9 protein-coding genes are annotated in these 13,003 nt (G+C 40.9%); 7 read left to right on the top strand and 2 right to left on the bottom strand.

Annotation, left to right across the window (positions count from 1 at the left end; genetic code table 11):
* The first annotated feature begins 24 nt into the window (after positions 1-24).
* The 4 genes from J0654_RS15360 to J0654_RS15345 all read left to right on the top strand — a co-directional run bounded on the left by J0654_RS15360 (position 25) and on the right by J0654_RS15345 (position 2,784).
* Positions 25-180 (top strand): YqaE/Pmp3 family membrane protein, encoded by a 156-nt coding sequence (locus tag J0654_RS15360; protein ID WP_090291467.1) that lies wholly within the window; start codon positions 25-27, stop codon positions 178-180.
* A gap of 173 nt (positions 181-353) precedes the next feature.
* Positions 354-1,091 (top strand): hypothetical protein, encoded by a 738-nt coding sequence (locus J0654_RS15355; RefSeq protein ID WP_207030006.1) that lies wholly within the window; start codon positions 354-356, stop codon positions 1,089-1,091.
* 32 nt (positions 1,092-1,123) lie between these two features.
* Positions 1,124-1,840, top strand: a complete 717-nt coding sequence (gene lipB, locus J0654_RS15350; RefSeq protein WP_207030005.1) for a lipoyl(octanoyl) transferase LipB — start codon at positions 1,124-1,126, stop codon at positions 1,838-1,840.
* Positions 1,841-2,100: 260 nt separating this feature from the next.
* Complete coding sequence (locus J0654_RS15345; protein WP_207030004.1) at positions 2,101-2,784, top strand: hypothetical protein; 684 nt, start codon at positions 2,101-2,103, stop codon at positions 2,782-2,784.
* A 48-nt stretch (positions 2,785-2,832) separates the two neighbouring features.
* Here the strand turns inward: J0654_RS15345 and J0654_RS15340 are convergent, their stop codons facing one another.
* Positions 2,833-5,289 (bottom strand): ribonuclease HII, encoded by a 2,457-nt coding sequence (locus J0654_RS15340; RefSeq protein WP_207030003.1) that lies wholly within the window; start codon positions 5,287-5,289, stop codon positions 2,833-2,835.
* A gap of 29 nt (positions 5,290-5,318) precedes the next feature.
* The gene (locus J0654_RS15335) at positions 5,319-5,915 is read right to left on the bottom strand and encodes a ribonuclease HII (protein WP_207030002.1); all 597 of its coding nucleotides are present in this window, start codon (positions 5,913-5,915) and stop codon (positions 5,319-5,321) included.
* A gap of 233 nt (positions 5,916-6,148) precedes the next feature.
* Here J0654_RS15335 and J0654_RS15330 point away from each other — a divergent pair, with 233 nt between their 5' ends.
* The 3 genes from J0654_RS15330 (at position 6,149) to J0654_RS15320 (ending at position 12,770) form a co-directional block, all read left to right on the top strand.
* Positions 6,149-9,202, top strand: a complete 3,054-nt coding sequence (locus tag J0654_RS15330; RefSeq protein WP_237686025.1) for a SusC/RagA family TonB-linked outer membrane protein — start codon at positions 6,149-6,151, stop codon at positions 9,200-9,202.
* 10 nt (positions 9,203-9,212) lie between these two features.
* Positions 9,213-10,601 (top strand): RagB/SusD family nutrient uptake outer membrane protein, encoded by a 1,389-nt coding sequence (locus J0654_RS15325; RefSeq protein WP_207030001.1) that lies wholly within the window; start codon positions 9,213-9,215, stop codon positions 10,599-10,601.
* Between the two features lie 126 nt (positions 10,602-10,727).
* Positions 10,728-12,770, top strand: a complete 2,043-nt coding sequence (locus J0654_RS15320; protein WP_237686024.1) for a putative porin — start codon at positions 10,728-10,730, stop codon at positions 12,768-12,770.
* Positions 12,771-13,003 lie beyond the last annotated feature (233 nt).

Genomic DNA, 13,003 nt, shown 5'->3' with positions numbered 1-13,003 from the left:
TGTCATCAATCAAATCTTATAATCATGAGTTTTTGGAGAGTATTACTGGCCATTTTATTCCCTCCGTTGTCTGTTATAGGCAAGGGGTGTGGCTCTATTCTTATCGTTTTTTTATTGACCCTTTGTGGTTGGGTCCCAGGTGTAATTGCCGCTTTGGTAATTTTGAACAATCCCAATTAAAATTGGCGATCAATATTACTGTTTCTTCAATATGGTGATTCAACTAGGTGCCATTTGTCCAAAATAGGTCCATTGCATTTTGGATATACACGGATTATGGTATTTTTAACCAATAGTCAATCTATTCAGCCTTAAAAAAATATTTAACAGCACTAACCATTAAGAAAAATATCATGAAGAAAATTCATTACGCAATCACTGTGGCAATCATTTTTTTGGCTGCATCCTGTAATTTCACGGAAGAGATTCATTTAAAAGACGATGGTTCCGGAAAGCTTTCCATTAATTTTGACGGTTCCGAGATGATGGACATGGCTGGGGATGAATTGGCCAAGACCGATGAAAAACCCATTGATTCCATAATTTCTTTCAAAGACTTTTTAGAGCAGAAAAAGGACAGTATTGCCCAATTGCCCGAAGAAGAACAAGAAAAACTAAAAAAGTTGGAGCCCTTTAACATGCGCATGGTGATGGATCCTGAAAAAAAGGTAATGATGTTCGATTTGTTCAGCGAATTTAAAAATGTGAGTGAGGTGAACGATGCTTTCAGTGCTTTCCAAGACGCTAGTTCCATGGGGTCGAAGACGAATCCGCAGCAAGAACAAATGAAACCTTCGGAACAGCCCACAGAAGTACGTTATACTTTCAAGAAAAATAAGTTTACCCGTACCGCCAAAATTGTGGACCAAGCTTTGTTCGAGCAGCAGCTGGATAGCTTGCAGGGAGCAGAGATGTTCCTTTCGGGGTCAACCTATACGCTTAAATATCATTTTCCTAAAAAAATAAAATCCACGACCGCCGAAGCGGCTACTTTTAGTCAAGATGGCAAAACGTTGATCTACGAAGTAAATTTCTTGGATTTGATGAAAGACCCATCCGTACTGGATTTAGAGGTGGAGCTGGAGAAATAGTTTTCCAGTAAAGAGCTTCGTATCTTTGTGGCATGAACAAGAAAGTTGCCCTACAAGATTTAGGATTTAAGGATTACAAGGAAACTTGGGATTACCAAGAAGCGCTTTTCAAGGATATTGTGGATACCAAAGTCCGTAACCGACGTGAGGATGCCGGCCTTGAAACCCCAAACCATTTTTTGTTTGTGGAGCACCCACATGTGTACACTTTAGGCAAGAGCGGTGACATCAACAATTTGTTGGTAGATGAAAAAAAACTGGCCGAAAAGGGCGCGACTTTTTACAAAATCAACCGTGGCGGCGATATTACCTATCATGGTCCGGGACAAATCGTGGGGTATCCGATCCTAGATCTGGATAACTTCTTCACGGATATTCACAAATACCTTCGTTTTTTGGAGGAAATGGTCATTTTAACACTGGCTGAATACGGTCTAAAGGGCGAACGGTCCAAAGGAGAGACCGGGGTTTGGTTGGATGTGGGCACTCCCTTTGCCCGTAAAATATGTGCGATGGGCGTTCGAGCCAGCCGTTGGGTGACCATGCACGGTTTTGCACTTAACGTAAATGCCGATTTGGGATATTTTGATATGATGATTCCCTGTGGCATCAAGGACAAAGCAGTAACCTCCCTCAATGTCGAACTGGGCCAAAAGGAAGTAGGCATGAACGAAGTGAAGCAAAAACTGCTCAAACATTTCACTACACTTTTTGAAGCTGAATTGGTCAAAGAAAAGGCCGGGGTATAGATTGTCCGCTATTCGTTGGTTTAAAGGACCCATTGGTGAATTGGGAGTGTAGTTTTTTCAAAATGATAACTCCACACATCGTACGCCAAAAATCATTGAAATGATATTTTGCTAATCGATAAGTACATCCCAAAAAAACCTTGTCCCAAAAATTCTTAACTTACTACTTGCACAAAATAGGTACAGGTGGGTATCATCGGTGGAATGGATTTATGTTTGGCCGGCTCCCATCATGTTGTCGATAACTAAACTTAAATACTATGAAAAGATTTCTTTTGACCATTGCCTTGGTAGGAAGCCTAATGGCCTGCAAGAATACTGGCGAAAACAAAAATGAAGCAGGTGAATCCGCTGTTTCAGAAGCAATGGAGAATAATACTGCCGATCAACCCAAAGTCAACTATGTTCCCATTGATTCTGACGAAGCCTTGATTGCCGCATCGTTAATGGCTGCTCCGGAAGAGAGTCGAGATGGGTGTAAAGTCATTGGGTATAATATGGCAGGTGAGTTTGTAACCCTCAAGGAAGGAGATAACGAATTTATTGTCCTTGCCGATAACCCTCAACAATCGGGATTTAATGCGGCCTGCTACCACAAAAGCTTGGAACCTTTTATGGCAAGGGGTCGTGAATTACGGGCCGAAGGTAAAACAAGTCCCGAAATTTTTGATATCCGCGAAGAAGAGGCGAAATCGGGGAAACTGGATATGGGAAAACCGGGTGCCACACTTCATATTTATTATGGGGAAAGTGATCAATACAATCCTGAAACCAATGAAGTGGAAGGTGCACATTACCGCTACGTGGTGTATTTGCCATTTGCTACAGCCGAATCTACCGGGCTTCCAGAAAGACCGATAGGGCCAAACCACCCTTGGATCATGAATCCGGGAACGCACAGGGCTCACATTATGATATCCCCTTTACAGGACGATAAAAAATAAAGAAAAACCGAGGTGCTAGCCTCGGTTTTTTTATCTCTGGACTTCGGATTAGTTCATTTTGTACACAATCAAGGAATTGTCTTGGTCTTGGGCCACCAATTCCAGTTTCCCATCGTTGTCCATATCGGTAAGGTCAATTAAAGAACTGCCGAATACAGGGAAATTCGGAATGGGTTCCGCTTGGCTGTCATATAGATAAATCTGGTGGTTTTGAATATCCGTCACGGCAACATATATTTTATCGTTGATGTAAAATATTTTGGGTTTGGAATAGACACCTAGCGCCAACTCTACTTTTCTTCCTTTTATACTTAAGACGTTATCGTCCATAAATACCAGCGTATTGCTTGTGGCATAGAACCCGTGGTCTGGATTTAGGTTAAAATTAGTGGCAACGAGTTTCCCATTCGTATCAATTTGATGCAGTACACCAGATTTATTGGTCACGGAGAATTTATTTTTATAAAGGAACACTTCGTTGTTGGAGAAGTCTATTTTTTCAGACACTTTTATTCTGTCACTGCCAACCCGATGTAAAATTCTTAGGGTGCTATTGTCTTGCTTAAATACCAAATAATCCCGGTTTCCCACTCTAAAATGTTTTGGAGCGCCCAGAATGTTGGCAGGGGCCTCCGTAAAGTTGAATCCACGTACGATTTTACCTTGGTTGTTGTACATGTAAACTTTGCGTCCTTGCGTCACCACAAAACGATAGTTTCTGCTGCCATCGTAATCAAAAACGGCCAATGGATTTAAGTTGCCGCCCTCAAACGCTATAGTAAACGGGGCAACTTCGTCGCCATTTCGGTCTAATATCAAAAATTGATCGTTGGTGGTAAAAGCGAGTTGTAGTTTTCCGTTTTTGTAAATGTCCACTTGTTGTATTTTCCCTTGAATCCTACCCTTCAATTGTTTGGTCCAAAGAACTTTTCCGTCGGTGGAAATTAAATAGAGCACATTATTTTGATCTTGTACCACAATTTCTTGTTGCTTGGTCCTGTGGTTTTTTACAAATTGGGGTTCTGTGGCCAGATCGGTATTCAGCTCCAGTGTAAATAGGGGCGATACCGTATTCCTCTCCTGATTCTTTTCAATTTTTGATGCCAATATGTTGAAATGTCCGAAACCGTTGTCCATGACCATTTGCGAAGCAAAGACCTGTTCCTTTAAATCATCTCCATTGATATTTTCCGATATTTCGGGAGCAAGTGTCCGTTCGGAAAAAAATCCAATACCGGATGCGTTGGAAACGAAAAGCATACTGGATTCGCTGGCCAAAGAGGCTTTTGCAGTTTTGTACCCTTGGTCGTTTTCAAAAGAAGAAGAGCTTTTGTGATTGCTTATAATGGTCTGAAGCGCCTCTTTTTCTTCCGAGAAGATAAAACTGTTTTCCAAGATGGTGCAATAGTTTGATTTAAATTTGGTCACCAATGGAGTAAAACCTTCCTCGATCAAGTTGGGTTCGTCAAGAATCAAGATCTCGCTGCCCTGATATTCTTCCGCCCCCATTTTTTTACTGTCCAAATAATCGTACAAGGTTTCCGTGCCAAAGGATTTTAAAAGCGTGACCTTTTCGTTGTTCAAATAAATTATCCCGACTTCCTCAGTGGTGTTGAAGAGGGAATCAGTTTGTTTGACCCTGTCCAAATAGGCATTCTGGTTTTTGGCAAATACCTGGTAATCATCAAACGTATAGGATACCGTAGCTTGGGCATTTAAAGGAGCATAGGTTGGGGTTTTGTTGGCCAAAGGAGAGGTTCCCTTAAACAGGTTGACAAAATTCTTGGTGGAATCAGGTGCCATGGCCACTCCGTTCAGGTTGACTTCGTCCGAGTTTGCTGTAAAATCCAGAGAAATCCAAGAAGAGAACGGGGTCTCTAGTGCTTGGTCTGGTTTTTTTAAGGATAACAGGGAGATGTTTTCACTGGGATTGATAAAAAAGGTTGCCGATTTGTCGGGCGAACTTGCTTCGTAAAGTCTTTTTAAGGTGGCATCCATGAGTGTAGTCTCACTAATTCTGATGAGGTTCTCCATGAGCATCATCGAAGAGCTCATCAAGATGTCCTTGTTTTTTTGAAGACTGAACACTTCAATCCCATTTAAATTATACTTGGTGATGTTGGCACCTTCGTAGGTGAGTGTTTCCACCTTTTTGTTGGAGATACTGTCAATATTAAAAAGTCCTGAAACGTTTTTAGTGGCGAGTATGTAATCGTAGTTGTCCTTGCCGATTTCATAAAGGGCGAGCACGCAGGTTTTGTCTGTAGACAGCTGGTTCAATCCCTTAATTTTGTCCGATACTTCGCTCAGGGTGGGGAAACCATCGATATTTTTAAGTAGCGCATTGTTTTTGAGTTCGCTTTTAAAATTGGTAAGGTTGTTGATTTTTAGAACGAGTGCAGGGTTGGGGGGTAAATGTTCCAAAAGGGAGTCTTTGGTTTTCACCTCTTTAGTACAGGATGCAATAAAAATGGGGAGCAAACAAAAAAGTACCTTTAATCTCATTCTTGAATTTTGACACAAAGTTAGGATTTTTAAATATCCAAGGTCAATTGTTCGGGCAGTTGTCTAAAGCTTTTTCGGTGATACTTGGTGAGTCCGTATTTTTTTATCGCCTCGCGATGCTCTTTGGTGGGATATCCCTTATTTTTTTTCCAATTGTACATAGGGAATTCTTCGTGGATCTTTGCCATATAATCGTCCCTATATGTTTTGGCCAAAACAGATGCTGCGGCAATGCTCATGTATTTGCCATCTCCCTTAACGATGCATTCATGTTCAATATTGGGGTAAGGTTTAAAACGGTTTCCATCAACAATGATAAAGTCGGGAGCAGGTTCCAGTTTTGCTATGGCACGGTGCATGGCCAAAAAGGAGGCGTTTAAAATGTTTATTTCGTCAATTTCATCTTGAAAAACGTGACAAACGGAAAAGGAAACCGCCTCTTTTTCCAAAATTGGCTTTAGTGAAGACCTTTTACTTTCAGAAAGTTGTTTGGAATCATTTAGTATTGTATTGCTGAAATTTTCTGGAAGTATGATCGCCGACGCCGTTACTGGGCCTGCAAGACAGCCTCTTCCCGCTTCATCGGTTCCCGCTTCATCGGACGAATGGTAACATAAATTTAACATAGTGACTGAAATTTCATTAAATCAACCATGCAGAATAATGTAATTATCAATAAAACAGTTAAAAAATTTCTTACATGTAAAATAATTAATCGTTTACATAGATATTTTATGTTAAAATTATGAAAAAATGTGATTAACATGGTTATTTAAGTGGATGTCTGGGGCTGTTAATTTTTTTGAATATTAAGTTTTTATTTTGATTTTTGAGCTGACTAATTCAAAAAATGAAATAAATGAGAGCTAAGTTAGCATGGATGCTGACACCTTTCTTGGTGTTATGCATGTCTTTCTCTTTTGGACAAGAGAAAACAGTTTCAGGTAATGTGACGGACCAAAACGGTTTGCCATTGCCGGGTGTTTCTGTTATGGTGGTGGGAACCTCCAACGGAACACAAACAGATTTTGATGGTAATTACTCCATCTCGGCCTCAAACGGCCAAGTGTTGCGTTTCAGTTACATCGGTCAGAAGACCGTTGAAAGAACAATTGGTGCTTCAAATACCATCAATGTACAGATGGAAGAAGATGCACAAGCGTTGGAAGAGGTGGTAGTTACAGGTTATACCTCTCAAAGACGTTCCGATATCACAGGTTCTGTGGTAAAGGTGGATTCAGAAAAGCTTGGAGAGATTATCGCTCCATCTGTGGATCAGGCCCTTCAGGGAAATGTTTCCGGTCTTACTGTATCGGCAACTTCTGGTACACCGGGTTCTACCGCAAACATCCGTATTCGTGGTATCAGTTCCATTACAGCGGGTAATGAACCTTTGTATGTTATTGACGGTGTTCCGGTATCCAATACCAATGTTGGTACAAGTGGAGCCTACTCGTCTTTGTCAGCCTTGGCAGGTTTGGATCAAAACAACATTGAGTCCATTACTGTGTTAAAGGATGCCTCTGCGACAGCACAATACGGTGCTCGTGGATCCAACGGTGTAATCCTTATTACCACCAAGGATGGTAAAGCTGGCAAAACCGTATTTAGTATAAACAGTACTTACGGTTTCCAAAATGACGCCATCACCGGTCCAGTGCCGTTATCAGCGGCTAATCGTCTGGAACTTACAGCGGAAGCCTATTTTAACGATGGCATTTTTCCATCTAAGGCCGAAGCCCAAGATTATTTGTTGGGTGCCTCATTTGCCGATTGGGATGCCAATGGACGTCCTGAAGCTCGTTGGGACCAAGTAGTTCGTAACAAGGATGCCGTTATACAACAGCATAGCTTTTCTGCTTCAGGTGGGGATGAAGGACATACTTTCTTCGCTTCCCTTGGATACATGCAGCAAGAGGCTACCGTAATCGGTTCGGATTTCGAAAGAATCTCAGGTTCCTTGAACTTTTCCAAAGATTTGACGGATAACATTACGTTCTCAACCAATAACCAGGCTTCCCACATGCTTCAAAATGCATTCTTGGAAAACAGTGCTTATTTTGAGAGCCCACGTACAGTGAAGTTCTTCCTTTCTCCTTTGGTTCAGCCATACAACGAGGATGGAAGCATCAACGAGTTTGGAGGATCTTTGCCAAACCCATTGTATTTGACCAAAAACAATACGGCCGAGAACAGATTGACCCGTATTGTAACTAATAATGGATTGACTTGGGATTTGACAGATAACTTGACTTTTGGTTCTACGTTCAACGTAGACTTTCAGTTATATAACTTTAGATCATATTCCAACCCAACATACGGTTACGGCGCGCCAACCAGTGGTGATGCCAGTCAGTACGACAGAACAAATGTGTTCTACGTATTCCAGAACTATTTTGATTACAACTGGGAATTGAACCCAGATCACAGATTCAAGTTCAAGGTTCTTCAAGAATACCAGTCCAACAGACGTTACTTTGTTGGTGGTGCCGGTCAGAACTTTGCAGACGAAGGTCTTGAGTTCTTGGACAACTTGGGAACTCCAACATCTGTAAGCTCTTCCTACAACGATTGGTATGTAGGAGCTTATATGGGATTGGTTAACTATTCTGCTTTCGATAGCCGTTATGTATTGGATCTTTCCTTCAGAAGGGAAGGTAACTCACGTTTCAGTAAAGACAACCGTTGGGGTAACTTCTGGTCGGTAGGTGCTGCGTGGAACCTGAATAAAGAAGATTTCTTGGCAGATTCTGATATTGTGAACGCCCTTAAGCTACGTGCTTCTTATGGTGTGACCGGTAACGCGAACATCGGTTTGAACAACTATCAATCTTTGTTCGGATATTCTGCTGATTACGCTGGTGAAGGTGCCCAGTATGTAGATACTTTCGGTAACGAAGACTTAACTTGGGAAACTTCCAACACATTGGATATCGGTGTTGATTTTGGATTGTTCAACAATACGGTAAGTGGTAGCTTTGCTTACTTTAACAGAGATTCCAAAGATCTTCTCTTGGATGTGCCGTTATCAAGAACTACCGGTTTCACAAGTCAAGTTCAGAACATTGGTGAGTTGAACAACAAAGGTTTCGAATTGGATTTGAACTTCAACGTGGTTGATACTGAGGATTTCGGTTTGAGTGTTGGAGGTAACCTTTCTTTCGTGGAAAACGAAATCACCAAATTGCCTCTTGATCCAAATGGAGAAGAGAGAACCATTACAACTGTTAGAACAAGGATAGAGACTGGTCAACCAGCATATGCTTGGTACATGCCAACATGGGCAGGTGTTAATCCTGATACTGGTGTTGAAGAATGGTACATAAACGGTGTTGATGGTGAAACCACTACCAACTTTAACGAAGCTGAAGCTGTATTCCAAGGAGGAAATGCGATTCCTAAAACAACGGCAGGTCTTAACTTGAACCTTAGGTTCAAAGGATTTTTCTTGAATGCCAACGGATATTATGCCGGAGGTCACAAGATTTATGAAGGATGGCACAGATATTTGAACGAATCAAATGCTTATCCAATTTTGGCTTTCCAAGGGTATACTTCCTTGTTGGATAGATGGCAACAGCCTGGGGATATTGCAAGAAATGGTGCATTTACCACTTCTGCAACACCATGGCAGAGACACTCCAAATACCTTTACGATGCAGACTTCATGAGATTGCGTTCTGTAACGGTAGGTTACAATGTACCTTCTAAAGCACTTGAAAAAATTGGTTTGACGAAGTTGAGCTTTTTCCTAAGAGGTAACAACTTGGCTACTTGGGTTAAAGATGATAATTTGTTGTTCGACCCTGAAGTGGATATCTCTAGCCAGAATGGTACGGTAGATCCAGGGGAAACAGGTCTAGAAACTCCTCCTGCCCGTTCAATTTCATTAGGTGTAAACATAAATTTCTAAGAAAAAGAAGATGAAAAGAACATTTTATAAATTTAATATGATGCTGTTGGCCGGTGCCGGACTTATTTTAGGGTCTTGTACAGCGGACAGTCTTGAACCAACCCTTACGCAGAACAAAACTGTTGAGGGAAGTATTACAAAAGTTGACAACCTTTATAGTGTTTTAAAAGGTGCCCACAACATTATGACAGGTGCCGGTTATTATGGTAGAGACATGATCGCCACAAGCGAGGTTCGTTCGGATAACTGTTTCTCCAACGGTAACTCGGGAAGGTTTACCACCCAAGGTGAATACGAACAGAATGCAAACACCGGTTTCATATGGGAAGAAGCTTATGAAACCATTGCAAACGCCAACATTATCATCAGTACAGATGTGACCACATTGGAAGGTGATCAAGCCTATGGTGAGCACTTGCAAGGTGCAGCCATGATTTTGCGTGCTCTTGCCCACTACGATTTGTTGAGGGTATATGGTCAGCAAAATGCTGCGACCAGTGGAAACTTAGGTGTGCCTGTGGTTACTGAGTTCAAGGGTGAGAATTTGGACCCAAGCAGAAATACCATTGATGAAGTGAAAGCTGCCATCTATAACGATTTGCAAACTGCTTTCAATATGATGGATTCTGCATATGACGGTGACAAGACGATTGTTTCCAAATATGTTGCCAAAGCTTTGGAAGCTCGTGTTGCTGTATATTTTGGTGACTGGAGCAGAGCGGTATCTGCTTCCGAAGCTGTAATCAACTCAGGATTGTATTCCATTGTAAGTGCTGATTCATACGTGAGTAGCTGGACAGCAGATGGGGGTTCCAATGTATTGTTTGAATTGGCTTTCACCAGCGCGGATAACCGTGGTTCAAACGCATTGTCCTATATCTATCGTTTCCCAGAGGATGCACCTGCAGGTTATGGTGATATCGAAGTAGTGAGCACTGTAATTGATCTATTTGAGGATGGAGACGTTCGTGCAGACATTCTTGGGTATCAAGATGGAGGTACACGTTTGAGAAATATGGGTAAATATCCTGATACAGCCGTTGGAGCCGATAACATCCCACTTTTCCGATATGAAGAGGTGATCTTGAACTATGCAGAAGCATTGTTGGAAACGGGTGGCGACGCTCTTACACAGATCAACTTGATCACGGCTAACCGTGGAGCATCTGCCTACACTACTGTTACCAAGGATGATATCATTAACGAGAGAAGAAAGGAGTTGATGTTCGAAGGATTCCGTTTTGATGACATGATGAGAACAGGAATGGACATGCCTTACTGGGGTACTGCACAAAATAGTTTGGGTACTTTGAGCTATCCTAACAACTTGTTCCCTTGGCCAATTCCAATTGGTGAGATCAACGCGAACTCTAACATTGTTCAGAACGCTGACTACTAATAATTATTTGAATGGCTATGTAGCCTTACATATTAAAGCCCCCATTTTGGGGGCTTTTTTTATGCCCAAACTTTTCACATTTCTTTAGAAACAAAACTTTTACCTTTGCCCAACCAATATCGTGGAATGAGATTTATATTGTTGACCCTACTTTTGTTTTTTGCCCAATCTGCCGTAGCGCAGAAGGATTCAATTCCCGCTACAAAAAGGATGGATTCGTTAAGTACTGGAAAAACTAAACCAGACGTTATTAACCCAAAGGATTCAGTACAGGGCGGTCGTGTTAAAATTGGGAGTAAAAAAGCGGGAAAGTCAAAATCCACAAAGCAGGATTCAATAAGTATACGTGACTACAAAATAATCTCATATCAGCGGGATACAACTTATCTGGACACAACCCTTACCATAAGAAAAGAATACAAGTACAACTATATACGGGAAGATGACTTTGAATTAATGCCTTTCACAAATATGGGGCAACCATATAACGAACTCGGCAAAACTTTTTCTACAATACCATATTATCCCCGTATTGGGGCAACTGCAAAGCACCCAGGTTATTTTGAAAAGGAAGATATTGACTATTATAATGTCCCTACTCCGATGACAGAGCTTATGTTTAAGACTACCATGGAACAAGGACAGTATTTGGACGCTTTGCTGACCTTTAATCTCTCCGAGCGATTCAATGCCTCTGTGGCCTATAATGGATTTCGTTCCTTGGGAAAATATAGGTATGAGGAGGCTCAAGATGGAAAATTCAGGGCAACCTTCAATTATCTCTCTAAAAATGGGAGGTATGGACTAAGAGGGCATATAGCTGCCCAAGAAATGCAAAGTGAAGAAAGTGGGGGGTTGTTGGATAGGAGTCAATTTGAAGATGATGCACCGGATTTTCAGGATCGAGCAAAAATTGATTTGCTGTATACCGACGCCAACAATAGAATTCTGGGAAAACGCTATTTTCTGGAACAACAATTTAAATTGGTCAATCATAAAAAGGACTCGATCGATAACGATCCTACCACTTTGGCAATAGGGCATGAGTTTAGTTATGAATCTAAAATATACGACTTCGAGCAAACCAGACAGAACGATGCTTTTGGTCAAGATCCCTTTTTAACACCTATCGAAGATCGGGCCAGGTTAAAAACGATGTTCAACAAAGGAACCATAGCGTTTTCAAACAGGACATTGGGTAGGTTGTCGGGTAACGTGAGTTTATACAGTTACAATTATTTCTTTAATAGTCTATTGATTACCGATGAGCAAACTATTCAAAACAAGCTAAAAGGAGAAGAAATTTCAGTCGGGGGTTCCTATAGCAATACAATAGGTCCTTTGTTGCTAAAAGGAAATGTCAACTATACGGTGTCGGGCGACCTTACGGGTAATAATTTGGAAGCCTTGGCCACTTATAGATTAAATAGCAATAACTCGCTAACGGGAGCCATACATGTTTCTTCACGTATGCCGGATTTTAATTATTTGCTGTATCAAAGTGATTATCGAAACTTTAATTGGCAAAACAACAATGATTTCGAAAATATACAGACTCAAAGTCTAAGGTTTGGTTTGGATTCCAAAAAAATAGGTCAACTTGAAGCTGAATACAGTTTGGTCGATAACTACACCTACTTTGCATCTACGGCTACTCAAGAAGAAATAGAATTGAATCAGGAAACGGCTTTTGTCAGACCGTTTCAAGAATCTGGGACCATAAATCATCTTAAGGTAAAATATAGCAAGGAAATCAGTTGGCGAAAATGGGCGATGATGAATACAGTAATGTATCAAGAAGTAACCCAAGACAATCAAGTGCTCAATCTGCCGCAAGTTGTTACAAGGAATACCCTGTACTTTTCAAGCGATGTATTTAAAAAAGCTATGTTTTTACAGACGGGGCTCACCTTTAAATATTTCACGTCGTATAATATGAATGCATACAATCCTTTGTTGGGTGAATTTTATATTCAGAACAATGAAGAGTTGGGAGGGTATCCCTTATTGGATTTTTTCATCAATGCTAAAGTGAGGCAAACAAGAATTTATCTAAAAGCGGAACATATAAACTCTATTTTTTCTGAGCCTAATTACTATTCCGCACCAAATTACCCTTACCGGGATTTTGTGATCAGATTTGGGTTGGTCTGGAATTTCTTTTCATAAAATATGTTAAGGCTAAAAAAAGGAAAACCTGAAAAACAAGCAGTTATAAATTAATTGATTTTTTTTCGAAAAAAATATTGAAAAACATTTTGTGGAGACAAAATAACGTGCGTATATTTGCACCCGCTTAGCTGATAAGGCAGGGCGCTTCTGAGACACCGAGAGGGGTTTTCGGAAGTAAAAGACAAGAGAAGAAGTTCATATACATATTGTAACGACAGCGTAGAATTAAT

Origin of the sequence: Flagellimonas profundi (assembly GCF_017313275.1) — a bacterium.
GTDB lineage: Bacteria > Bacteroidota > Bacteroidia > Flavobacteriales > Flavobacteriaceae > Flagellimonas > Flagellimonas profundi.
This window is presented reverse-complemented; position numbering and strand designations above follow the sequence as displayed.

Bases quoted from the DNA above. Each gene is read 5' to 3' on its own strand.
- J0654_RS15340 (WP_207030003.1), bottom strand. From the start codon at position 5,289: ATGAGATTAAAGGTACTTTTTTGTTTGCTCCCCATTTTTATTGCATCC.
- J0654_RS15345 (WP_207030004.1), top strand. From the start codon at position 2,101: ATGAAAAGATTTCTTTTGACCATTGCCTTGGTAGGAAGCCTAATGGCC.
- lipB (WP_207030005.1), top strand. From the start codon at position 1,124: ATGAACAAGAAAGTTGCCCTACAAGATTTAGGATTTAAGGATTACAAG.
- J0654_RS15325 (WP_207030001.1), top strand. From the start codon at position 9,213: ATGAAAAGAACATTTTATAAATTTAATATGATGCTGTTGGCCGGTGCC.
- J0654_RS15330 (WP_237686025.1), top strand. From the start codon at position 6,149: ATGAGAGCTAAGTTAGCATGGATGCTGACACCTTTCTTGGTGTTATGC.
- J0654_RS15320 (WP_237686024.1), top strand. From the start codon at position 10,728: ATGAGATTTATATTGTTGACCCTACTTTTGTTTTTTGCCCAATCTGCC.
- J0654_RS15355 (WP_207030006.1), top strand. From the start codon at position 354: ATGAAGAAAATTCATTACGCAATCACTGTGGCAATCATTTTTTTGGCT.
- J0654_RS15360 (WP_090291467.1), top strand. From the start codon at position 25: ATGAGTTTTTGGAGAGTATTACTGGCCATTTTATTCCCTCCGTTGTCT.
- J0654_RS15335 (WP_207030002.1), bottom strand. From the start codon at position 5,915: ATGTTAAATTTATGTTACCATTCGTCCGATGAAGCGGGAACCGATGAA.